Annotated in this window: 15 protein-coding genes and 1 pseudogene; 13 read left to right on the forward strand and 3 right to left on the reverse strand. The window is 60.8% G+C overall.

Translation table 11 applies throughout. From position 1 onward, the window contains the following. The 13 genes and pseudogenes from JQ641_RS16975 to JQ641_RS17035 all read left to right on the forward strand — a co-directional run bounded on the left by JQ641_RS16975 (position 1) and on the right by JQ641_RS17035 (position 19,453). On the forward strand, positions 1–921 hold the full coding sequence (locus JQ641_RS16975) for an ABC transporter permease subunit (protein WP_211997120.1): 921 nt from the start codon (positions 1–3) through the stop codon (positions 919–921). A gap of 11 nt (positions 922–932) precedes the next feature. Further along, positions 933–1,694 (forward strand): glycerophosphodiester phosphodiesterase family protein, encoded by a 762-nt coding sequence (locus JQ641_RS16980; protein WP_211997121.1) that lies wholly within the window; start codon positions 933–935, stop codon positions 1,692–1,694. Further along, on the forward strand, positions 1,691–3,232 hold the full coding sequence (locus JQ641_RS16985; RefSeq protein WP_211997122.1) for an alkaline phosphatase D family protein: 1,542 nt from the start codon (positions 1,691–1,693) through the stop codon (positions 3,230–3,232). Before JQ641_RS16980 ends, JQ641_RS16985 begins: the two co-directional genes overlap by 4 nt. Positions 3,233–3,258: 26 nt before the next feature. Further along, on the forward strand, positions 3,259–4,038 hold the full coding sequence (locus JQ641_RS16990) for an inositol monophosphatase family protein (RefSeq protein ID WP_211997123.1): 780 nt from the start codon (positions 3,259–3,261) through the stop codon (positions 4,036–4,038). Continuing rightward, positions 4,035–4,982 (forward strand): sugar-binding transcriptional regulator, encoded by a 948-nt coding sequence (locus JQ641_RS16995; RefSeq protein WP_211997124.1) that lies wholly within the window; start codon positions 4,035–4,037, stop codon positions 4,980–4,982. The genes JQ641_RS16990 and JQ641_RS16995 overlap by 4 nt, the downstream gene beginning before the upstream one ends. Before the next feature lie 298 nt (positions 4,983–5,280). Beyond that, a complete protein-coding gene (gene aceE, locus JQ641_RS17000; protein ID WP_211997125.1) occupies positions 5,281–7,935 on the forward strand; it encodes a pyruvate dehydrogenase (acetyl-transferring), homodimeric type in 2,655 nt (884 codons plus the stop codon). A gap of 39 nt (positions 7,936–7,974) precedes the next feature. Beyond that, positions 7,975–9,294: pseudogene (gene aceF, locus JQ641_RS17005) on the forward strand (dihydrolipoyllysine-residue acetyltransferase); the annotation flags it as partial. A 23-nt stretch (positions 9,295–9,317) separates the two neighbouring features. Then, the gene (gene lpdA / locus JQ641_RS17010) at positions 9,318–11,024 is read left to right on the forward strand and encodes a dihydrolipoyl dehydrogenase (RefSeq protein ID WP_211997126.1); all 1,707 of its coding nucleotides are present in this window, start codon (positions 9,318–9,320) and stop codon (positions 11,022–11,024) included. 68 nt (positions 11,025–11,092) lie between these two features. Then, positions 11,093–13,366, forward strand: coding sequence for an NADP-dependent malic enzyme (locus JQ641_RS17015; RefSeq protein WP_211997127.1), 2,274 nt, complete (start codon positions 11,093–11,095; stop codon positions 13,364–13,366). A 23-nt stretch (positions 13,367–13,389) separates the two neighbouring features. Continuing rightward, positions 13,390–14,733 carry a dicarboxylate/amino acid:cation symporter gene (locus JQ641_RS17020; protein WP_211997128.1) on the forward strand — a complete coding sequence of 448 codons (1,344 nt, stop codon included), beginning with the start codon at positions 13,390–13,392 and terminating at the stop codon, positions 14,731–14,733. Positions 14,734–14,837: 104 nt separating this feature from the next. Beyond that, positions 14,838–16,160: an NAD(P)/FAD-dependent oxidoreductase gene (locus JQ641_RS17025; RefSeq protein WP_211997129.1), complete on the forward strand. Its 1,323-nt coding sequence runs from the start codon at positions 14,838–14,840 to the stop codon at positions 16,158–16,160. 115 nt (positions 16,161–16,275) lie between these two features. Further along, entirely contained in the window at positions 16,276–18,117 is a 1,842-nt protein-coding gene (locus JQ641_RS17030) for a sensor histidine kinase (RefSeq protein ID WP_211997130.1), read from the forward strand. Next, complete coding sequence (locus JQ641_RS17035; protein WP_349628577.1) at positions 18,101–19,453, forward strand: sigma-54-dependent transcriptional regulator; 1,353 nt, start codon at positions 18,101–18,103, stop codon at positions 19,451–19,453. The genes JQ641_RS17030 and JQ641_RS17035 overlap by 17 nt, the downstream gene beginning before the upstream one ends. Positions 19,454–19,498: 45 nt before the next feature. Here the strand turns inward: JQ641_RS17035 and JQ641_RS17040 are convergent, their stop codons facing one another. The 3 genes from JQ641_RS17040 to JQ641_RS17050 are packed head-to-tail and all read right to left on the reverse strand — an operon-like array spanning position 19,499 to position 23,665. Next, complete coding sequence (locus JQ641_RS17040) at positions 19,499–21,238, reverse strand: PHA/PHB synthase family protein (protein ID WP_211997131.1); 1,740 nt, start codon at positions 21,236–21,238, stop codon at positions 19,499–19,501. A gap of 53 nt (positions 21,239–21,291) precedes the next feature. Next, a complete protein-coding gene (gene cydB, locus JQ641_RS17045; RefSeq protein WP_283815203.1) occupies positions 21,292–22,278 on the reverse strand; it encodes a cytochrome d ubiquinol oxidase subunit II in 987 nt (328 codons plus the stop codon). A gap of 43 nt (positions 22,279–22,321) precedes the next feature. Next, positions 22,322–23,665, reverse strand: a complete 1,344-nt coding sequence (locus JQ641_RS17050; protein ID WP_211997132.1) for a cytochrome ubiquinol oxidase subunit I — start codon at positions 23,663–23,665, stop codon at positions 22,322–22,324. Positions 23,666–23,724 lie beyond the last annotated feature (59 nt).

The following is a 23,724-nucleotide window of genomic DNA, read 5'->3' on the forward strand; positions in this document are numbered from 1 at the left end:
ATGGTGGAGCGCGCACCCATCCTCGATATGATCTGCCACGCGATCCTGATCGCCGGAGCGATGTTGGTGTGCGTGCCGCTCTACTTCGCGTTCGTCGCGGGCTCGCTGACGATCGCCGAGGTGCAGAAGGTGCCGCTGCCGTGGCTGCCGGGCGACCAGTTTCTTGCCAATCTGCAGACGGCCTGGGTCAAGGCCGACTTCAGCCGCAGCTTTCTCAATTCCATTGTGGTGGCACTCGGCATCACTGCCGGAAAGATCGTGGTGTCCTTGCTCTCCGCCTTCGCGATCACCTATTTCCGCTTCCGTTACCGGATGCTGGCGTTCTGGTTGATCTTCATGTCGCTGATGCTGCCGATCGAGGTGCGGATCGTGCCGACCTTCGAGGCGGTGGCCAACGCCGCGCTGCCGCTGCAGTGGCTCGCCGACCTGCTGCATGTTGCCGATCTCTGGAAATGGATCAGCGGCCACGATGTGGCGATTGCGCTGGAATGGAACATGGTCAACACCTATCCGGGGCTGATCCTGCCATTGATCGCGTCCGCCACTGCGACCTTCCTGTTCCGACAGTTCTTCCTCACCGTGCCGGATGAGTTGTGTGAGGCGGCAAGGCTCGATGGCGCGTCGCCGCTGCGATTCTTCTGGAGCATCCTGCTGCCGCTGTCGGTCTCGAACATCGTGGCACTCTCGATCATCCTGTTCCTGTTCGGCTGGAACCAGTATCTGTGGCCGCTGCTGTTCACCACCGACAAGGACATGGCGACCGCCGTGATCGCGCTGAAGAATTTGATCCCGCGCTCCGACAGCGAGCCGGCCTGGAACATCGCCATGAGCGGCGCGCTGCTCGCGATGCTGCCGCCGACGCTGGTGATCCTGCTGCTGCAGCGCTGGTTCCTCAAAGGGCTCGTTGACAGCAGTAAATAGGGGGACCCATCATGGTTTTTATCGCCGGACACCGCGGCGCCCGCGACCTTTGGCCGGAGAACAGCCTGCTCGGCTTTCGCAATCTGCGCGGACTTGGCGTTGACGCGGTCGAGTTCGATATTCATCAGAGCGTCGATGGTTCGCTGGTCGTCATCCACGATCCGCTGCTCGATCGGACCGCGCATGACACCGGGCCGGTCGGCGTTCGGACGCTGAAACAATTGACCGCCATCCGTCTGCGCGAAGCCGGCGAAGAATGCATCCCAACGCTCGATGCCGTGCTCGACGTGTACAGCGATTCACCGCTCGAGCTTCACATCGAAATCAAGACCGACGCCTTCGGCAATCCCTATCCGGGAATCGAAGGGCGGCTCATCGAGGCGGTCAAGCGGCGTGGGCTGGAGCGGCGCGCGGTGCTCACCTGCTTTGTCCCTGACGTGCTCGCGACGTTGCGGAGATTATCGCCGCAGGCGCGGGTGCTGGCCTCGCTGGACCGCAGGTCGGCGGAAATGATGGGCGGCATCTCGCCGGCGTTCGACCGTCTCGCCGCGATACCCGATTGCATCGTGGCGGTCGAGAAGTCGCTGCTGACGCTGACACTGCCGCTGGCGCTGAAGGTCTTCGGTCGCGAACGGCTCGGTGCCTGGGTGACGAACGAGCCGCAGGATATCGCCCACTGGCTCGCCCAGCCGGTGCGGCAGATCACCACCGACCGGCCCGATCTCGCCGTGAAAATCAGGCGCGAACTGACGTCCACGTCTGTGCCGTCATGAGCCGCATCACGATCCCGCGCCGGCGATTCCTCGCAGGCTCATTGGCCAGTGCCGCGATGGCCGCGCCATTCGGGATCGTGCGCGGTGCGCCGGTGGCGTTCAACGCGGACCCATACACGCTCGGTGTAGCCTCCGGCTGCCCGCGCGAGGACCGCGTCATCCTGTGGACACGGCTCGCGCCCCGACCGCTCGAAGAGGGCGGCATGCCGCCTGCGCCGGTCGAGGTCGAGTGGCAGGTTGCGGAAGATGAAGGATTTGCGCGCATCGCCGCGAAGGGCGTCGTGCAGGCGACGGCGGAGCTCGCGCATTCGGTGCATGCCGAGGCAACAGGCCTGCGGCCGGGCCGCGTCTACTGGTACCGGTTTCGCGCCGGTGCGGCGGTGAGTCCGGTCGGGCGTACTCGCACCGCGCCGGCCGCGGGCAACAGCCGCTTCCGCTTTGCCTTTGCCTCCTGCCAGCAGTACGAGCAGGGCTATTTCGCCGCGTATCGCGACATGGCGGCGCGCGATCTCGATCTGGTCGTGCATCTCGGCGACTACATCTACGAAAAGTCCTGGGGCTCGCGCCACGTCCGCCGGCACGGCGTCGGGATTCCGACGTCGCTTGCCGAGTTCCGCAATCGCTACGCGCTGTACAAATCCGACGCCGACCTGCAGGCGGCGCACGCAGCCTTCCCGTGGCTTTCGATCTGGGACGACCATGAGGTAGCGGATGACTACGCCAATGACCGCTCCTACACGACGCGCGAGCCGGAGCAGTTCCTGAAGATGCGGGCCGCTGCCTATCAGGCCTATTACGAGCATATGCCGCTGCCGCCATCTGCCCGCCCGCTTGGACCGAATGCGACCATCTACGAGCATTATCGTTTCGGCGACATGCTGGACATCATGCTGCTCGACGACCGGCAGTACCGCTCCGCGCCCGCCTGCGTGAAGGGAGGGCGCCCGACCACGGTGCCGGACTGTCCGGAGCGAACCGAGGAGGAACGCTCCATGCTCGGCCGGCCGCAGGAGCAGTGGCTCGACGCACGATTGCGCGACAGCCGCGGGCGCTGGACCGTCGTGGCGCAGCAGACTCTGATGGCCGAAAGCAAGCGCGAGGCGGACGATGGCAACCGCTTCTGGATGGACGGCTGGGACGGCTACCCCAATGCCCGCCGCCGGCTGCTCGATTCGATCGTATCGCACAAATTGCGCAACCCGGTCGTGATCGGCGGCGACCGCCACGCTTACTTTGCCGCCGACCTCAAGCGCGATTATTCGCAGCCACATGAAGCGACCGTGGCGAGCGAATTCGTCGGCACCTCGATCTCTTCCGAGGGGCCGAGCGAGAGCAGCGTGGCCAAGGCGCTCGCCGACAATCCGGGCCTGACCTATGCGCGGGGCGACAAGCGTGGCTATGCGACCGTCGAACTCGATGCGCGATCCTGTACGGTCGCTTTCGAGGCGCTCGACGACGTCAAGGACGTGAACAGCGGTGTGCGCCGGCTCGCGACCTTCGTGGTCGAGGATGGTGCGCCCGGCGTGAAGGCAGCCTGATGCCGATATCCGCCAGGACGGATTTGATGGCGCTAATGCGTGGCGCCGAGCCGGTGGTGGCGGAGGCGGCCGCGACGCTGGTTGCGATGCAGCGCGCGCCGCTTGCGACCGCACGCAAGGAACTACGTGACATCGTGACCGACGCCGACCTTGCCGCGGAAAGGATCGTGATCGATGGACTGAGGTCGCTGACACCAGGGGCGGCGATCCTGTCGGAGGAGCGGGGTTTTAGCGGCAACGCAAGCGGACCGCGCTGGATCATCGATCCGCTCGACGGCACCGTGAATTACGCCTCCGGGCTGCCGTGGTATTCGGTCAGTGCGGCCTACCATGATGGCGATGAGGCGCTGGTCGGCCTGGTTCAATCGCCGCTGGCCGATGTCAGCGCCCGCTACGTTCAGGGCGTGCTTGCCACCGTGAACGGTGAACCCGTGCGGGTGTCGAGTACGCGGTCGCTTTCCGATGCGGTGGTATCGGTGATCCTGACCTCGCATTATCAACCCGACGAGGTGCGGATGGCTGCTGCCATCATCGAGCGGCTCGGTTCGGCGGTTCGCGGCGTCCGCATCGTGGTCTCGGGCGCGCTCGAGATGACATGGATCGCGGCCGGCCGGCTCGACGCCTTCGTGTCGATCAAGGCCGATCTGGTCTCGCACGCCGCCGCGATGCCGCTGGTGCGCGCAGCAGGCGGACGCGTGACCACGATTGCGGGCGAGGCTTCGCAGTTTGACGATCTGCAAAAGATCGCTTCAAATGGGCACATTCATGACGAGCTTTTGCGGTTGCTCGAGGAGATTGCGCTTTGAGTGACCAGACCATCCTGCGGGTCGCCTGGCTCTATTACATGGAGAACCTGACCCAGGCCGAGATAGGCGAGCGGCTCGGACTGACGCGGGCGCGCGTCAACCGCATGCTCTCGGAGGCGCGGCACAGCGGCATCGTGAGTATCCGGCTGAACTCGGCGTTCGCAAGCTGTACCGAGCTCGAACATCAGTTGCGGCAGCAATGTGGGCTCGACGACGCGGTGGTGGTTCCGAGCCCGGAAAATCCCGAACTGGTGGCAAGCCTGATCGGCATGGCCGCGGGAGCCTATTTGTCGAAATTCCTGGAAGAGAAGAAGCCGCGCACCATCGGCATCGGCTGGGGCGCGACCTTGCGCGAAACCATCCGCCACGTGACACCAGCGGAGTATCCGGATCTCTGGATCGTCTCGATGATGGGCGGGCTCTCGCGCGGGCTCGAACTCAATACTTTCGAGATCGCAGGCGAGTTGGCGCGCCGGCTGCACGCCAAATGCAGCTATTTGGCCGCCCCGATCTATGCCAGCAGCCGGCGCTCGCGCGACACCTTCATGGCGCAGGAGGTCTATGCGGAGGTGTTGGAGCGCGTCGAGCGGATCGATCTTGCGCTGCTCAGCATGGGCGACCTCTCGCCGCGTTCGCTCCTGGTGCGGCACGGGCTGCCGCCCGATGTCGGCATCGAGGATCTGCGCGCTGCCGGCGCCGTCGGTGACGTGCTCGGCCAATATCTCGAACAGTCCGGCCGGCAGATCAACCACGGCATCAATTCGCGCGCCATCGCCTTGCCGATCGAGAAGCTGGCACGGGCGCCGACCGTGATGCTGATCGCGGGCGGCACCAACAAGGTGCCGGTCATCGCGGCGGCGCTGCAGGGTCGGATCGGCAAGGTGCTGGTGACGGATGAGAAGGCCGCCGCCGGCGCGCTCAAGCTGATCGGCAAGCGGCGGTGAGCATGTTGCTCGGGCTCCAAAGGCCGTAGCCGAGCTTGGTTCCAAGCTCGCCGAAGCCACCATTGTGTCTGTCCGATTTCCCGGACCGGATCTGACGATCTTTTCCATTTTTCAGCTGACTGCACGGCCGAATGCCGTGGAGCGCGAAATATCTCCAGCAGATTCAAGCGGATCCCTTCGGGATCGAAGCTCGCTTTGGCTGGCATGCGAAATGCACCTCTTGAAGCAAACAGGCCGTCACCAGTCAGTTTGACGGCAGGAAGGTGCGCAAAAGCATCTCCACAAGGGGAGAGAAACATTGGACCAGGATCGCGATCCCACTGAAACACGTGAATGGCTGGATGCGCTCGACTCCGTTGAGGCCTTTGAAGGCGTCGGCCGGGTCGATGAATTATTGGAGGGCGTTATTCAGGCCGCCCGGCGCAAGGGTGCAAAGCTGTGCTTTGCGGCCAACACGGCCTATGTGAACACCATCGCGCCACATCACGAGCCGGCTCATCCCGGCGATCGGGTCCTCGAGCACAAGATCCGTTCGATTATTCGCTGGAACGCCGCGGCCATCGTGCTGCGCGCCAACAAGACGTCTTCCGAACTCGGCGGGCATATCGCCAGTTTCCAATCCGCCGCGACGCTTTACGATACCGGGTTCATGCATTTCTGGCACGCGCCGACCGAAGCGCATGGTGGCGACCTGATTTATTACCAGGGTCATTGCTCGCCCGGCATCTATGCCCGCGCCTTTCTCGAGGGCCGGCTCAGCGAGGAGCAGCTTCTCAATTTCCGTCAGGAAGTCGATGGCAAGGGTCTGTCGTCCTATCCGCACCCTTGGTTGCTGCCGGATTTCTGGCAGTTCCCCACCGTGTCGATGGGACTTGGCCCGTTGATGGCGATCTACCAGGCACGATTTCTGAAATACCTCGATTGCCGAGGTCTTGCGGATACCAAGCCGCGCAAGGTCTGGGCTTTCATGGGCGACGGCGAGATGGACGAGCCGGAGTCGCTCGGCGCGATATCGTTGGGCGGTCGCGAGCATCTCGACAATCTGGTGTTTGTGATCAATTGCAATTTGCAGCGCCTCGACGGACCGGTGCGCGGCAACGGCAAGATCGTGCAGGAACTGGAAGCCGATTTCCGTGGCGCCGGCTGGAACGTCATCAAGGTGCTGTGGGGCTCGGGCTGGGATCAATTGCTGGCCGCCGACGTCACCGGCATTCTTAGAAAGCGCATGGAAGAGTGCGTCGACGGCGAATACCAGGACTACAAATCGAAAAACGGAGCCTATGTCCGCGAACACTTCTTTGGAAAATATCCCGAACTAAAAAGCATGGTCGCCCATATGAGCGACGACGAAATCTGGGGAATGACCCGCGGGGGTCACGATCCCCTGAAGGTTTACGCCGCCTACAAGGCAGCTTCCGAGCACAAGGGGCAGCCGACGGTCATTCTGGCAAAGACCGTCAAGGGCTATGGCATGGGTGAATCCGGCGAAGGCCAGATGATCTCGCATCAGGCCAAGAAGATGAACGAGGAGGCCCTTCGCCAGTTCCGTGACCGATTCCAGATTCCGGTCTCCGACGAAGAGCTGAAGGACGTGCCGTTCGTCCGCCTGGCCGCCGATTCGCCCGAGATGAAATACCTCGCCGAGCGCCGTGCCGCGCTTGGCGGACACTTGCCCGCACGCCGTACCAAGTCCGAGACGATTGCAATTCCGGCGTTGTCGGCATTTGGCCCGCAACTGAAGTCGACGGAAGGTCGTGAGATCTCCACCACCATGGCCTTTGTGCGCATTCTCAATGCGTTGTTGCGTGACAAGGAAATCGGAAAGCGCATCGTTCCCATCGTTCCGGATGAGAGCCGCACCTTCGGCATGGAGGGTATGTTCCGTCAGTTCGGAATCTTCTCGCAGGTCGGACAGCTCTATCGGCCTCAGGATGCCGATCAGATGATGTTCTATCGCGAGGACAAGACCGGTCAGATTCTTCAGGAGGGCATCAACGAGGCCGGCGCCATGGCCTCATGGATCGCCGCCGCGACGTCCTATTCGACGTCGAATACGCCGGTGATCCCGTTCTACATCTATTATTCGATGTTCGGATTCCAGCGCGTCGGCGATCTGGCATGGGCGGCCGGAGACATGCGTGCTCGCGGCTTCCTGATCGGCGGAACGTCTGGCCGAACCACGCTGAACGGCGAGGGGCTTCAGCACGAGGATGGCCACAGCCACCTGATCGCTGCAACCATTCCGAACTGCGTTTGCTACGACCCGACCTATTCCTACGAACTCGCCGTCATCGTTCAGGATGGGTTGCGCCGGATGTACGGTGAAAACGAGGATGTCTTCTATTACATCACTACGTTGAACGAGAACTATCCGCACGGCGACATGCCCGAAGGAGCCGAGGAGGGCATCCGCAAGGGTATATACAGACTGAGATCGGTGGAAACGAAGAAAAAGGCTGCACGCGTTCAACTGCTCGGCTCGGGCGCCATTCTGCGGGAAGTCGAAGCCGGCGCTGCGTTGCTGGCGGATGATTTCGGTATCGCATCCGACATCTGGAGCGTGACCAGTTTCATGGAGCTGCGCCGCGACGGTCTCGATGCCGATCGCTGGAACATGCTGCACCCGACCGCGACGCCCAAGCGCTCTCATGTCGAGACCTGTCTCAACAAGGCCGGCGGTCCCGTCATTGCGTCAACCGACTACATGAAGCTGCTCGCCGACCAGATTCGGCCCTTCGTTCCAGGGCGCTATCGGGTGCTGGGAACCGACGGATTTGGCCGTTCCGATTACCGACGGAAGTTGCGCAGCTTCTTCGAGGTCGATCGTTTCCATGTGGTCGTCGCCGCTCTCAAGGCGTTGTCGGAAGAAGGAACGCTCCCGGCTTCGGTCGTTGCCGACGCGCTCCGCAAATACGGCATCGATCCCGACAAGCCAAATCCGGCAACGGTCTGAGGCCGGCCACGCTCGCTTTCTCATCAGAAAACTGCCGCAGGCCAAAGCGCCGCGCACAAGAGTCCAGGGGAGGTTGATTTGACCAACATTGTTGATGTGAAGGTACCTGACATCGGCGACTTCAAGGACGTTCCGATCATCGAGATCGCGGTCAAGCCCGGTGACGTCGTCAAGATCGACGATCCGCTGCTGACGCTTGAATCTGACAAGGCTTCGATGGAAGTGCCGTCGCCGTCCGCAGGCACGGTCAAGGAAGTGCTGGTGAAGGTCGGCGATCGCGTCGGTAAGGACAAGCTGATTGTCCGTCTTGAAGGCGGTGACGTGCCGTCGACGGCCCAAGCTGCGCCAGCCGTGATGCATCAGCAGGAAGCGGCCGAGCCGCCTCCGAGCGCCGCGCCCGTAGCCGCGCCGCAAAAATCCGGAGGTCCGGCGATCGCGGACTTTTCCGGCGCACATGCGAGCCCGGCGATCCGTCGTCTGGCGCGCGAACTCGATATCGATCTCAATGCAATCAAGGGAACGGGCGAGAAGGGCCGTGTCACCAAGGAAGATCTGAAGGCCTCGCTGGGGGGCGGAGCCAAGGGCTCGTCCGCCGGCGCGCCTGCGGGCGGCATGGGTATCCCCGAAATTCCCGCTGTCGACTTCTCGAAGTTCGGCCCCGTCGAGATCAAGCCGATGGTACGCATCAAGCGCATCTCGGGACCGTTTCTGCATCGGGCGTGGCTCAACATTCCGCATGTCACCCACAACGACGATGCCGACATTTCGGAGATCGAGAAGTATCGCAAGGAACTCGACGATGCCGGCAAGGCCGACAAGAAGAAGCCTTACCGCGTATCGCTACTGCCTTTCCTGATGAAGGCATCGGTCAATGCCTTGAAGGCGTTTCCCGACTTCAACACGTCGCTTACACCGGAGAAGGACGCTCTGGTTTACAAGAAATTCTACAACATCGGCATCGCGGTCGACACACCGGAAGGTCTGGTCGTCCCGGTCGTGAAGGACGTCGATCGGAAGGGGATTATCGAGATCTGCCGCGAACTCGGTGACATCTCAGCCAAGGCGCGCGACGGCAAGCTGACACCCGCAGAGATGCAGGGCGCGACATTCACGATTTCATCGCTTGGCGGCATTGGCGGTAGCGCCTTCACGCCAATCGTCAATGCGCCGGAGGTCGCTATTCTCGGTGTCGTACGCTCCAAAATGGCGCCGGTGTGGAATGGCGAAAGCTTCGTGCCGCGGCTGATGCTGCCGCTGTGCCTTTCCTACGATCACCGGGTGATCGATGGCGCTGCGGCTGCCCGCTTCGCGCGGCATCTCGCGACGGTTCTTGAAGATGTGCGGCGGCTCGTCCTCTGACGGACAGGAACGGGAGAGAGACGATGACTGATACGATCAAGGTGCCCGATATCGGTGACTTCAAGGATGTCCCTGTCATCGAGGTGCACGTGAAGCCGGGGCAGGTTATTGCGGCCGAAGACACGCTGGTTACGCTCGAGTCCGACAAGGCGACGATGGACGTTCCTGCGCCCGCGGGAGGGACCATTGGTGAAGTCAAAGTCAAGATCGGCGACAAGGTCAGCGCCGGAACTGTGATTGCGACGTTTACCGGTACGGCTGCCGCAAGCGTCGCCCCGGCCGCCGCGTCGCCGGCGGCTTCGCCTTCGACGGCAAAGGGCGATCTCCATGCCGAGGTGCTTGTGATCGGTGCCGGTCCTGGCGGCTATTCGGCGGCGTTCCGGGCCGCCGATCTGGGCAAGAAGGTCGTGCTGGTCGACAAGGGCCCGACCCTTGGTGGCGTCTGCCTGAATGTCGGCTGCATTCCATCGAAAGCCCTTCTGCACGCCGCCAAGGTGATCGACGAAACCAGGGAGATGAGCGATCACGGCATCTCCTTCGCGGCCCCTTCGGTTGACATCGACAAGCTGCGCGGCTGGAAGGATGGCATCATCAAGAAGCTGACGGGCGGTCTGTCGGGTCTGGCGAAGCAGCGCAAGGTCACGGTGGTCAACGGCGTTGCGAAATTTGCCTCGCCCAAATCGGTGCAGGTCCAAACGGGTGAGGGTGGCAAGACAATTTCGTTCGACCAGGCAATCATTGCCTGCGGCTCGGAACCGGTGACGCTGCCCTTCATCCCGCACGACGACCCGCGCGTGATCGATTCAACCGGCGCGCTTGAACTCGATGGTTTGCCGGAGCGGCTGCTGGTGCTTGGTGGGGGAATTATCGGGCTCGAAATGGCCACGGTCTATCATTCGCTTGGCGTCAAGGTGACGGTCGTCGAATTGATGGACCAGATCATACCCGGCGTCGACAAGGATATCGTGACCCCGCTGATGAAGCGGATCGACAAGCGTTACGAGAAGATCCTGCTGAAGACCAAAGTGACGGCGGTCGCAGCCAAGGCGGATGGCCTCCACGTGACTTTCGAGGGACCGAGCGGTACTTCGAGCGGCCTGTTCGATCGCCTGCTCGTTGCCGTCGGTCGTCGTCCGAACGGCAAGATGATTGGCGCGGAAGCCGCCGGCGTAACAGTCGATGAGCGTGGCTTCATCGCGGTCGACAAACAGATGCGCACGAATGTTTCGCATATCTTTGCCATCGGCGATGTGGTGGGCCAGCCGATGCTGGCTCACAAGGCTGTGCACGAGGCCAAGGTCGCGGCCGAGGTGGCGGCTGGCCAGAAGAGCGTCTTCGACGCCAAGGTCATTCCGTCGGTTGCCTACACCGATCCCGAAGTGGCCTGGGTTGGCCTCACCGAGATCGAAGCCAAGGCCAAAGGCATCAAATACGGCAAGGGCGTTTTCCCCTGGGCGGCAAGCGGGCGCTCACTGTCACTTGGTCGCGACGAAGGCATCACCAAGGTCCTGTTCGACGAGGAACACGAGCGGATTATCGGTTGCGGCATCGTTGGGCCTTCGGCGGGCGATCTGATCGCTGAGGCCGCGCTTGCGATCGAAATGGGCGCCGATGCCGCTGACATCGGCCTCACGATCCACCCCCATCCGACGCTGTCCGAAACGATCGGCATGGCGGCGGAAGCCTTCGAGGGGACCATCACGGATCTCTACATGCCAAAGAAGAAATAGCGCCTCGTCGGCAGGTGTGTGCGTCAGAAGACAGAAAACTGTCCGAAATTCAAAGAGGGAAAATAACTGTGTCAGATCATCTGGACGAAAGCGCGCTGGACTATCATCGGCATCCGTCGGCAGGGAAGATCTCCGTCGTTCCGACCAAGAGTATGACCAACCAGCATGATCTTGCGTTGGCCTATTCGCCCGGTGTGGCCGTGCCGTGCATGGCGATTGCCGCAAATCCCGATCAGGCACGTAATCTGACGTCGCGCGGCAACCTCGTTGCGGTTATTACGAACGGAACGGCCGTTCTCGGTCTTGGCAATATCGGCGCCCTGGCGAGCAAGCCAGTGATGGAGGGCAAGGCGTGCCTGTTCAAGAAATTCGCCGATATCGACGTCTTTGACATCGAACTTGACGAAATCGATCCGGACAAGATCGTCGATATCGTCGCGGCCATGGAGCCGACATTCGGCGGCATCAACCTGGAAGACATCAAGGCGCCCGAGTGCTTCTACATCGAAAGGAAGCTCCGCGAGCGCATGAAGATCCCGGTCTTTCACGACGACCAGCACGGCACGGCGATCGTGGCCGGCGCAGCCGTCATCAACGGGCTCGAGATCGTCGGAAAGAAGATCGAAGACATCAAGATCGTGGCGTCGGGCGCGGGCGCGGCCGCGATTGCCTGTCTTGATCTGCTGGTCGGACTCGGCGCGAAGCGCGAGAACATCTTCGCCTCGGACTCCAAGGGCGTCGTCTATGCCGGCCGAGTTGAATACATGGACGATCAGAAGGCGAAATACGCTCAGCCAACCTCTGCGCGAACGCTGGGCGAGATTATTCCTGGCGCCGATCTCTTTCTCGGCCTGTCCGCGGGCGGTGTCCTGAAACCGGAAATGCTCGCCAAAATGGCGGATCGCCCCCTTATTCTTGCACTTGCCAATCCGGATCCGGAGATATCGCCGGAACTCGCCAAGGCGACGCGTGCGGACGCGATCATCGCTACCGGCCGCTCCGACTATCCCAATCAGGTCAATAACGTCCTGTGTTTTCCGTTCATTTTTCGCGGCGCGCTTGATGTCGGGGCCACCACCATCAACGAGGAAATGAAGTTCGCTGCTGTGCATGCCATTGCGGCACTCGCGCGGGCTGAGCAATCGGACATCGTTGCCTCTGCCTATGGACAGCAGGAAACCCGTTTTGGACCTGACTTCCTGATTCCCCGTCCGTTCGATCCGCGTCTGATCAGCGTGGTCGCTCCGGCCGTCGCCGAAGCCGCGATGAAAAGCGGTGTCGCCACCCGTCCCATCAAGGACATGCCGGCCTATCGTCGTTCCATGGAGCGATTTGTCTACAAGTCCGGCAATACCATGAGGCCGGTGTTCGAAGCTGCCGCCCAGACGAGCCAGCGCGTGATCTTCGCTGAAGGCGAGGAGTCACGCGTCCTGCGGGCGGTGCAGATCGCCGTGGATGAAAAACTGGCCCGGCCGGTGCTCGTCGGGCGCGGCGACGTCGTGCACGCGAAAATAAAGAACATCGGTCTCAGGCTTGAGCAGGGACGGGACTTTGATCTGATCGATGTTCATGACGAGGCGTTGATCAGGTCGGCGGTCGAGGACCACTATCAATTGACGCGGCGCAAGGGGGGCTCACGCGAGCGGATTGACCGGGCAATGCGTTCCAACAACACGCTGCTGGCGGCCACGATGCTTCGGCTGGGGCGTGCGGACGGCATGTTGTGCGGCACCCATGGCGACTATTCCGAGCACCTGGAATGTGTGTCGAAGGCGATCGGCTTTGGTTCGGGCAGGCGCATTTTCGCGGCCATGAACTTGCTGATGCTTCCACAACATACGGTTTTCATTTGCGACACCTACATCAACGCCGATCCGACGGCGGAGGAATTGGCCGACATTACCATCCTGGCGACCGACGAAATGTGCCGGTTTGGAATCAATCCGCGCGTGGCTCTGCTCTCCCATTCCAGCTTCGGCAGCTCCGATGCAGGATCGGCGAGAAAAATGCGGGCGACGCTCGATCTGGTCCTCGAAGCGAAACCGGACCTCGAAATCGAAGGCGAAATGCGCGGCGACATGGCGCTGTCCAAGCGCATTCTGGACGCCGCATTTCCGGACTCTCGCCTGCGTACCGAGGCCAATCTCCTGATCATGCCCAATCTCGATGCGGCCAACATCACCTACAACGTTTTGAAGACCGTGGCTGGCGAAGGCGTGACGGTGGGTCCCATCCTGCTCGGCGCGGCCAAACCCGTCCATATCCTTACGCCGACCAGTACCGTGCGAGGCATCGTGAACATGACGGCGCTCGCTTCCGTTGATGCGTCGATAAAGAGCTGACTTAAAATCGAGGGGAGATCGTTATGACGAGTCATGCAGGCACTGCCAGTAATGTTTCAACCACCGATGTTTCACAGAAAAAGCCCTGGTACACGGTTCTCTATGTCCAGGTCCTGATCGCGATCCTGCTCGGCGCGGTGGTCGGCTGGCTGTGGCCGGCATTTGCGACCAACGACTGGATCAAGGCGCTCGGCGACGGCTTCATCAAGCTGATCAAGATGGTGATCGCGCCGATCATCTTCTGCACGGTGGTTTCCGGAATTGCCCATATCCAGGATGCAAAGAAGGTTGGCCGCATCGGGATCAAGGCGCTGATCTATTTCGAGGTCGTCTCGACATTTGCGCTTGTGATCGGACTGGTCGTCGGGAATCTGGTGCGTCCCGGCGCCGGCTTCGGCGGCGGCATGGCCGATGCGGCGAAAGTCGCCGGCTTCGCCAAGCAGGCGGAGGCCCAGAAGAGCGTCGATTTCTTCCTGCACATCATTCCCGACACGGTGGTCGGGGCCTTCGCCCAGGGCGAGATTCTGCAGGTGCTGCTGTTCTCGATTCTGTTCGGCTTTGCCCTGATGGGGCTTGGCGAGCGCGGCCACACGCTGCGTTCCTTCATCGACGATGCGGCGCATGGGGTTTTCGGCGTCATCGCCATTGTCATGAAGGCGGCCCCAATCGGCGCGTTCGGAGCCATGGCCTTTACCATCGGCAAGTTCGGCACCGGCGCGATCCTGAATCTGATCGGGCTGATTGCGACGTTCTATGTCACGGCCGCTCTCTTCGTGTTCGTGGTGCTCGGGATCATCGCAAAAATGGTCGGGTTCTCGATCTTCAAGTTCCTGGCCTACATCAAGGACGAGCTGCTGATCGTGCTCGGCACGTCGTCCTCGGAAAGCGCGTTGCCTTCCCTGATGGAAAAACTGGAACGGCTCGGTTGTTCCAAATCGGTCGTGGGGCTGGTGGTGCCGACCGGATATTCGTTCAATCTCGACGGCACCAATATCTACATGACGTTGGCGACCCTGTTCATCGCGCAGGCGCTGGGCTTCGAACTCTCGATGAGCCAGCAGATCACCATCCTGTTGGTCGCCATGCTGACGTCGAAGGGGGCCTCCGGCATTACCGGGGCAGGTTTCATCACGCTGGCGGCGACGCTGGCCGTGGTCGATCCGCGCCTGGTGCCCGGCATGGCCATCGTACTCGGGATCGACAAGTTCATGAGTGAATGCCGTGCTCTCACAAACCTGTGCGGCAACGGCATCGCGTGCGTGGTTGTGGCCTGGTGGGAGGGTGAGCTCGATCGCACGGCGCTCAATAAGAACCTGAGCAAGCAGATCGATCCGGCTGATTTGGAAACGGCACTCACCACGGGCTAGTGCTTGGGAGCGTACCCGCAACCGGTGTCAGCTCCGGATTCCGCCGCGTCAAAGCGAGGCGATTGATGGTGCTGCCCGGTTGCACGGCGAGGGAAACAATGGCGATGTCAGACAAGAGCGATCTGCACCATATTGTGGTCGTGGGCGGGGGAGCCGGGGGTCTGGAGCTCGTAACGCGGCTTGGTGACCGTCTGGCGGCCAAGGGCAAGGCGCGGGTCACGCTGGTCGAGCGCTCCCGAACCCATCTCTGGAAGCCGCTGCTTCATGAAATCGCCGCCGGCAGCATGGATGCCGCCCAGCATGAGGTCGACTATCTGGCGCATGCCCACTGGCATAATTTTCGGTTTCGCTTTGGCGAAATGATCGGGCTCGACCGCAAGAACCGTGAAATTCACCTCGCGGCCACGTTTGACGACGAGGGCGAGGAGATCACCCCGAAACGATCCTTTACGTACGACACGCTTGTGATCGCGGTGGGAAGCGTGTCGAACGATTTTGGAACGCCGGGCGTCAGAGAGCACGCCATCATGCTCGAGACCCCGGAACACGCGGCGCGCTTCAATCGAAAGATAGTCAATGCGTGCTTCCGCGCGCATACGCAGGAGCAGCCCGTCCAGCCGGGCCAGCTCCACGTGACGATCATCGGCGCAGGCGCCACCGGCACCGAACTTTCGGCGGAGTTGCACCAAACGACACGGGCGGTCGTCGCCTATGGTCTGGATAAGATCAATCCATCCAGGGATATTCGTATTACGCTTGTGGAAGCCGCCGATCGGATCCTGCCCGCGCTTCCCGAGAGTGTGTCGCATTCGACAGCGCTGCTCTTGAAAGGACTGGATGTCGATGTCCGCACCGGGGCCAAGGTGAACGAAGTATCCGGTGAGGGTGTCCATCTGGATTCCGGCGAACTCGTTCCCTCTAAATTCGTCGTTTGGGCCGCGGGGGTCAGGGGACCCGATTTTCTCGGCCATCTTGATGGGCTCGAGGTCTCGCGCAGCAACCAGCTCGTCGTGTTGCCAACGCTTCAGACCACTCAGGATCCGGACATTTTCGCGATCGGTGACTGCGCAAGCTGCCTGAATTCCGCTTCCGGCCAGCCTGTTCCGCCCCGCGCCCAGGCGGCTCACCAGCAGGCGTCCCATGTCTTCAAGCAGATCAGCCGCCGCCTCGAGAACAAGCTGCTGCAACCGTACTTCTACCGGGATTTTGGCTCGCTGGTATCGCTCGGCAAGTATGCCACCGTCGGCAGTCTCATGGGCTTGGGGAAGGGGAGGAAGCTCCAAATCGAGGGCTATTTTGCACTGTTGATGTATCGATCCCTCTACAAGATGCACCAGGTCGCCTTGCATGGCGGGAGCAAGGTATTTCTGGACACGCTCGGCCGGCTCATCTCGCGCCGCACCGTGCCGCAGATCAAACTTCATTGAGGCGGCAATGATAAATTCCGTGCGTTTCTTGCCGGGCGTTGTGTAAGGTCATCACGCCGGTGACTGGCGGTGGGACACCATATGCTGAATCCGTGATCGACATTGTCGGGGTCTCATGGAGCCGAGTGCCAACAAAATCGAGTCGCCTTCCAGGATCGCCTGGACGGCCGGTATTGTGGGCGCGGTTTTGCTCGCGGCGGTAGCCGTGATCCTCGCCGGAGACGTTGCATTTCGCCTGAGATCAGAACGGACCATCGAACGGGGGCGAATTGAACTTGATCGATACGCTACATTGCTCGCAACGGAGCTGCACAGGTTCGACTATCTTCCCGACTTGCTTCAAAATCATCCGGTCGTGATGGATGTGTTGAAGCAGCCTGGTGATCCAAAACGTGTCGATGACGCCAATCGCTACCTGCAGGCCGTCAATGATGCGGCGGGGACGACGACACTCTATCTTCTGGATCTTAATGGAAAGGCGATGGCCGCAAGCAACTGGAACGAGCCGGCCAGCTTTGTCGGTGTCGACCTGTCGTACAGACCCTACTTTGCTCGTTCCTTGCGTGATGGGTCCGGGCGTTTCTATGGCATCGGCACCACCAGTGGGACGCCGGGTTATTATTTCGCCACCACACTTCCGCGCGGGAAGGCGCCACTCGGCATCGGTGTCGTCAAGGTCAACCTTGAAGGACTGCAAGTGCGTCCGTCGTCCGCCATCGGCGATGTGATCGTCATAGACGAGCAGGGGGTGATTGTCCTGGCGTCGCGGCCGGCCTGGCAGTACCGTACCATGACGCAACTGGCGCCTGAAGCCCTGGCGTCGCTGCGCGACGCGCGCCAGTACGAAAATGTCGAACTTGCACCGATCGGAATAAAGACCGAAGAAGCCTTCGGAGGGGAAGGCGCGATCATATCGCTGCCTGGCGGGAAGCCCGGTGAGGAGCGAAGCCGCTTTCTGGCGCAGGAAAAGAAGCTCGACGGTTCCGACTGGAAGATTGTGATCCTTTCCGAACTTTCAGACGTCAAACTCTATCAGCGATGGGCCCAGGTCGCCGCAGCACTGCTCGCGACTTCAATCGTGTTCTTTGTTCTTTTCGTCCTGCAACGGAGACGCGCTGTCCGCCTTCAGCTCGCCGGCAGGGAGGCGCTTGCACGCGCCAATGTCGAGCTGGAGCATCAGGTGGCGCAACGTACCCAGGCCTTGGTCGATACCAACCAACAGCTGCGCGATACCCAGGATGAACTCGTTCATTCGGCCAAACTTGCCGCGATCGGGCAGCTCGCGGCAGGTGTTACGCACGAGCTCAATCAGCCTTTGGCAGCAATCCGCACGCTTTCGGAAAATGCAGACGTTCTGATCGAGCGATCTCAAATCGATATTGCGCGCGGCAACATGCGGGACATCACCGACCTGGTCGACAGGCTGAGCGGGATCACCGCTCAATTGAAGCAGTTTGCCCGGAAAAGCTCGGTCAACCTGCAGCGTGTTCCGATCAGTCGCAGCATCCGGAACTGCATGCAGATTGTCGCGCACAGAATCAAGAAAGCCGAAGTGGCGGTTGATATCGAAATTGCCGATGAGAACCTGTGCGTTCACGCCGATGCGCCGCGGCTCGAACAGGTGCTGATCAACCTGTTGTCGAACGCAATCGACGCAACCGCGGGAATAGAGAAACCAGCCGTCAGGATCGCCGCATCGCGTGCCGGTGACATGGTTCTGATTTCCGTTCAGGACAACGGTGTCGGATTGTCGGAAGAAGTCATCTCGCATCTTTTCGAGCCGTTTTTCACGACAAAGGAAGCGGGATCGGGGCTGGGGCTTGGATTGGCAATTTCGACCGGTATAATCAATCAATTCGGTGGGACACTTACGGCTTCCGGTGAAGCGCAACGCGGAGCGATATTTTTGATCAAGCTACCTTTGTATCGGAATGAACCCGATGTCCGCGATGTATGACGGTCTTCGGGTCATGTTCGTCGAGGACGATCCCGCTGTGCGTGCCGCAACGGCGCAGACGCTCGATCTTGCCGGTTTTGAAGTTGAGCGGCATGCTTCCGCAGAGTCGGCCCTGAAAAGCCTGAAGGAATACTTCCCCGGTGTGTTGTTGGTTGACTTTCAGTTGACCGGAATGAACGGGATTGCGTTACTTGAACGCGCGATGACGATCGATCGGAACCTGCCAGTCATCATCGTCACGGGGCACGGCGACATTTCGATCGCCGTCAAGGCAATGCATGCCGGAGCATATGATTTTCTCGAGAAACCCGTCTCCAACGACCTGCTCATCGGCGTCGTCACGCGAGCGCTCGAAAAGCGAAGGCTGACCTTTGAAGTCAGCGACCTGCGCAGGCGCCTCGAGCAGAAGACAGGCATCGACAGTATGCTTATCGGCGACTCCCTGGCGATGGTCGCGTTGCGCAACAGCATTCTCAAATTGTCCGACGTCACGCCGGATGTTCTGATTCATGGAGAAACCGGCTCTGGTAAGGAACTGGTCGCGCGCGCCTTGCACGAATGCTCCCCGTTGCGCGATGGCCCGTTCGTTGCGATCAACTGTGGCGCCATTCCCGAGTCGATGTTTGAAAGCGAGCTGTTCGGCCACGAGAAGGGTGCCTTTACGGGAGCACAAGCTCTGCGCATTGGAAAAATTGAGCATGCGTCGGGTGGAACGCTGTTTCTTGATGAAGTCGAAGCCATGCCGATGGCATTGCAGGTCAAGTTGTTGCGCGTCCTGCAGTTTCGCCAACTTGAACGCCTCGGCTCCAACAAGTTGATCGAAATACCGGTTCGTGTTGTCGCGGCGACGAAGCTGGACCTGAAATCGCAGCGCGATACGGGGCGGTTCAGAAGCGATCTCTACTTCCGGTTCAACGTGGTTACCCTGTCCATACCGCCGCTTCGGGAGCGGCGCGAAGATATTCCACAGCTGTTCGAGCATCATGTCCTGCTGGCAGCCGCCCGCTACAAGCGCGAAGCGCCGATTGTCACGGATCAACTGATGCGCGACCTGGTGTCGTTCGACTGGCCCGGAAATGTTCGCGAACTCGGGAATGTCGCGGACCGTTTCGTTCTGGGCTTGCTGGGCGGACGGTTCAATTCCGATGCCGCCAATGACAGCGCGGACAGATCGCTGAAGGACGTCGTCGGTGATTTCGAACGAGGTCTGATCATTGAGACCTTGCGCAGGCATCATGGCGACGTTCTCGCCGTCAGCGAGAGTCTTGGCATACCCAAGAAGACACTGTACGACAAAATGCGGCGTTACGCACTGTCCGGCGACGAATTTAGATAGCATTATCAATTGGTTGTGCGTGTGGGCGCCGCCCGGGCGTTGAGGTCAGGACGCGCGCTTCACGTAGCTGCCCGGCGCATCTTCAATGGCTGATCCATATTCTCCCGGCTGGCGGGCCGGAACCGGATCACCAGCGTGATTGAGCAACCAATCCCGCCAATGCACCCACCACGAGCCGGGAGAGTGCTGGGCTTCCGCGAGCCATTCTTCGGGTGTGCTGCGTAGCGCCGGATTGGTCCAGTATCCGTATTTTTTCGACGTCGCCGGATTGACGACTCCGCCAACGTGCCCCGAACCAGCGAGTACGAAGGCGGTATCGCCGCCATAGATTTGGGTTGCCGCATAGGTCGATCGCCATGGCGCGATGTGATCTTCGCGCGTCGACAGGATGTAGCTTGGGGTCCGGATCTGTCCGAGATCGACAGGCACACCGTCAACGACGATGCCGCCGGCCTGGACGAGGCGGTTGTCGCGATACATGTCACGCAAATACGACATGTGAAGCCCGCCGGGCATCCGCGTCGCGTCGGCATTCCAGAACAGCAGATCGAACGGCGGCGGTTCCTGCCCCAAGAAGTAACTCTTGATGGCGACCGACCAAACCAGATCGTTGGCGCGTAACATGCTGAACGTCTCGGCCATCACGCTGGCATCGAGATAGCCATTCTTCGCCGTCTCGCGTTCGAGCTCTTCGAGATGGGCATCACTCGTGAACACCGCCATATCGCCGGGGTCGGAAAAATCGACCAGGGTCGCGAGATAGGTCACCGAAGCAATGCGTTGATCGTTGCGCGCCGCCATCACCGCAAGCGTTGTGGCGAGCAGGGTGCCGCCGATGCAATAGCCTGCAGTGTTGACCGAGGTCTCGCCGGTCAGGGCTGTGATTTGGTCGATCGCGGCGAGTGGCCCCATCTTCATATAGTCGCCGAAGGTCCTGTCGGCGTGGCGCTTGTCAGGGTTGACCCATGAGATGATGAAAACGGTATATCCCTCGCTTATCAGCCATCGCACGAGGGAATTCTTTTCGCTCAGGTCGAGGATATAGAACTTGTTGATCCACGATGGCACGATGAGAATAGGGCGCTGCCTGACTGTTTCCGTCGAGGGCGCATACTGTATCAGCTGCATGATGTCGTTCTGGTAGACCACCTTGCCAGGAGTCATCGCGAGATTGCGGCCGACGTCGAAGGCGGAACGGTCGGTGAGCTCGGGGTTCAGCCGGCCGTTGCCCCGGACGAAGTCATCCGCCACGTGTTGCGCGCCCTTGATCAGGTTGGCGCCCTTTGAATCGATCGTGGCGCGTATTACCTCGGGATTCATCAGGGGAAAGTTTGTCGGCGAAAGCGCGTCCGACATCTGCCGCAGGTTGAACTCGATGCGCCGGCGGGTTTCGTCGTCGAGGCCGTTCAGTTCCCCAAGCATTCGGCGGGCGTGCGAGACCGCCGAAAGATAACTTTGCTTGATGGTGTCGAATGCCGGATTCTCCGTCCATTCGGCGTCCTTGAAGCGCTTGTCGTCGTGGGCCGGGACGGCAACCTGCTTTGCTGGCCGGCCCTGTGCCCTCAACGAGAAGTTCTCGAGGAGATTGACCTGGTCCGTCCAATAGCCGGTCTGCATCTGGATCAACGCGTTTGGCTGTTTGGCGATGGCCAGAACAAGCTTTACATAGTCCTTCATCGTCTCGGCTTGAACGGCGTGATCGGTATGAAGCGCGCCCATGGACCCTTCAAACAGATCGATTGGGCTGTTCGGGTTCGGCGTGATATCCGGTTTCTTGTCCGTCATGGAACTCGTCCTCCTGTAAAGTGTGGAACGCCGCGCGTTTGTTTTCAACGCCGTCAATGGTAGCCGTCTGCGTCGGTCACTTTGCCTCTGAACACCCAGTAGGAATGCGCCGTGTAGCCAAGAATGAGCGGCAGCAGTCCGATTACCCCGATCAGCAGGAAGCCCTGCGACTTCTCCGGCGCGGCGGCGTCGTGAACCGTCAAAATGTGCGGGACGATATACGGCCAGACGCTGATTCCGAGGCCGGCGAAGGAAAGGATGAATATCGCGATCGCTGACAGAAACGGTGCGGTCTCGCGGCGAAGCGCCAGCGACCGCATCATGTTCACCCAGCAAAAGCCTGCGGCCAGCGGTATCGGCGCAAGGAACAGAAAGTTTGGAAATGAGAACCAGCGCTCTGCGACGCGCGGATGTGCCAGCGGCGTCCAGATGCTGATCATCGCAAGGTAAGCCGCGAGCACGATGCCCAGCGTGAAGGCCAGCGCAAAGCAGCGTTCGCGCAGCCTGCCGTCGGTTTTCAGAATGAGCCAGCAGGCCCCGAGCAGTGCGTAGCCGGCCACCAGGCCGATGCCGCATATCACGTTGAAGACCGTGAGAAAGGCGAAGCTGCCGTCCTGCGATGAAACGATGGTTTCGGGAAAGCCGGTGATGAATGCACCGAGAGCCATGCCCTGTGCGAGGGTCGCGACCACGGAGCCGAGCCAGAATCCCAAATCCCAGAACCGGCGAGAATCGCGCGCGTTTGGCCTGAACTCGAAGGCGACGCCGCGAAACACGAGCCCGAACAGCATGAGCATCATTGGAACGTAAAGCGCGGGCAACAGTATGGAATAGGCGGCTGGAAAAGCTGCGAGCAGGCCGCCGCCGCCGAGCACCAGCCAGGTCTCGTTGCCGTCCCAGATCGGCGCGATGCTTGCGATCATCTTGTCGCGATCGGCCTCGTCGCGAGTGATCGCGAACAGGATGCCGATCCCGAGATCGAAACCATCGAGGACCACATACATCAGGACGGCCAGCGCGATGATGCCGCCCCAGATCATCGCCAGGTCTATCGTCAAATCGTGCGGCACGATGAACCCCTGACTAATGAGCGGCGATCTGCGGATATTGCTGTTCGACGTCGTGTGGACCGTGGGCGATGACTCGCGCCAGGTAGAACAGGAAGGCGACCATCAGAATTCCGTAAACCAGGACGAACAACCCTAGCGACGTTGCCACGACCTCGCGTCCGACCAGGGAAGTGCTGTCGCGCGTGCGAAGCAGGCCATGGACGGTCCACGGCTGTCGTCCGACCTCGGTCACGACCCAGCCCGCCAGGATCGCCACGAAGCCGGCGGGTGTGCCAAGCACGCAAAGCCGGTGAAATAGCCTGGAGCTTTGCAGTTTGCCGCGCAGCCGGAGGAAGAGACCTGTGAACGCAAGCAGGACCATGAAGACGCCGAGGCCAATCATGAGCCGGAATGAGTAAAATACGATCGCGACCGGCGGCCGGTCTTCCGGAGCAACCTGATCGAGGCCGGGAACTTCGCCGTCGAGATCGTGTTTCAGAATGAAACTCCCCAATCGTGGAATGCCGATCTCGAAATGGTTTTTGGCGCTGTCCTGGTCGGGAATCGCGAAAAGCATAAGCGGCATGCCGCGCATCGTCGTCCAGTTGCCTTCCATCGCTGCGACCTTCATCGGCTGATGTTTGAGCGTGTTCAAACCATGCAGGTCACCAATGAAAACCTGGCTCGGCGCAGCCACGAGAAGCATCCACATGGCCAGCGAAAGACCACGAGAGGCGAAGTCGGTATGACGGTTGTGCAGCAGATACCAGGCCGATACGCCGGACACGAACATCGCCGACGACAGGAACGTGGCCGTCGCCATATGCGCCAGCCGGTAGGGAAACGACGGATTGAAGATCACCGTCCACCAATCCATGACGATGAATTTTCCGTTCGACAGCGCGTAACCCGCAGGCGTGTGCATCCAGCTGTTGGCGGACAGGATCCAGAACATGGAAACGAGGGTGCCGAGGCTCACCATCGCGGTCGCGAACAGGTGAGGGTACTTGCCGACGCGATTGATGCCGAAAATCATGACGCCGAGGAAGCCGGCCTCCAGGAAGAAGGCGCTGAGCACTTCGTAGCCCATCAATGGGCCGATCACGTTGCCGGTCATGGCCGAGAAGCGTCCCCAGTTGGTGCCGATCTCGTAGGACAGCACCAGCCCGGTGACGACGCCGAGGCCGAAGGCGAGGGCGAACAGTTTCAGCCAGAAGCGATAGAGCTGCTCGTAGACGCGGTCTCCGGTTGCAATCCAGCGCACCTCGAGAACCAGCAGAAACGAGGCCAGCCCGATCGTCAGCGACGGAAACAGAATATGGAATGCAACCGTGAAGGCGAATTGCAGCCGGGAAAGCAAAAGAGCGTCGAATTCCACTCTAGGTCTCCGCAGGTCATTTGGGAGAGATGAGGGAGGCGACCGGCGGAGCTTTACCT

This window comes from Bradyrhizobium sp. JYMT SZCCT0180 (assembly GCF_018130165.1).
Lineage (GTDB): Bacteria > Pseudomonadota > Alphaproteobacteria > Rhizobiales > Xanthobacteraceae > Bradyrhizobium.

Coding starts and splice junctions, on each gene's coding strand:
- JQ641_RS16975 (WP_211997120.1), top strand. CDS start 1: ATGGTGGAGCGCGCACCCATCCTCGATATGATCTGCCACGCGATCCTG.
- JQ641_RS16980 (WP_211997121.1), top strand. CDS start 933: ATGGTTTTTATCGCCGGACACCGCGGCGCCCGCGACCTTTGGCCGGAG.
- JQ641_RS16985 (WP_211997122.1), top strand. CDS start 1,691: ATGAGCCGCATCACGATCCCGCGCCGGCGATTCCTCGCAGGCTCATTG.
- JQ641_RS16990 (WP_211997123.1), top strand. CDS start 3,259: ATGGCGCTAATGCGTGGCGCCGAGCCGGTGGTGGCGGAGGCGGCCGCG.
- lpdA (WP_211997126.1), top strand. CDS start 9,318: ATGACTGATACGATCAAGGTGCCCGATATCGGTGACTTCAAGGATGTC.
- JQ641_RS17020 (WP_211997128.1), top strand. CDS start 13,390: ATGACGAGTCATGCAGGCACTGCCAGTAATGTTTCAACCACCGATGTT.
- JQ641_RS17025 (WP_211997129.1), top strand. CDS start 14,838: ATGTCAGACAAGAGCGATCTGCACCATATTGTGGTCGTGGGCGGGGGA.
- JQ641_RS17030 (WP_211997130.1), top strand. CDS start 16,276: ATGGAGCCGAGTGCCAACAAAATCGAGTCGCCTTCCAGGATCGCCTGG.
- JQ641_RS17035 (WP_349628577.1), top strand. CDS start 18,101: ATGTCCGCGATGTATGACGGTCTTCGGGTCATGTTCGTCGAGGACGAT.
- JQ641_RS17040 (WP_211997131.1), bottom strand. CDS start 21,238: ATGACGGACAAGAAACCGGATATCACGCCGAACCCGAACAGCCCAATC.
- cydB (WP_283815203.1), bottom strand. CDS start 22,278: ATGATCTGGGGCGGCATCATCGCGCTGGCCGTCCTGATGTATGTGGTC.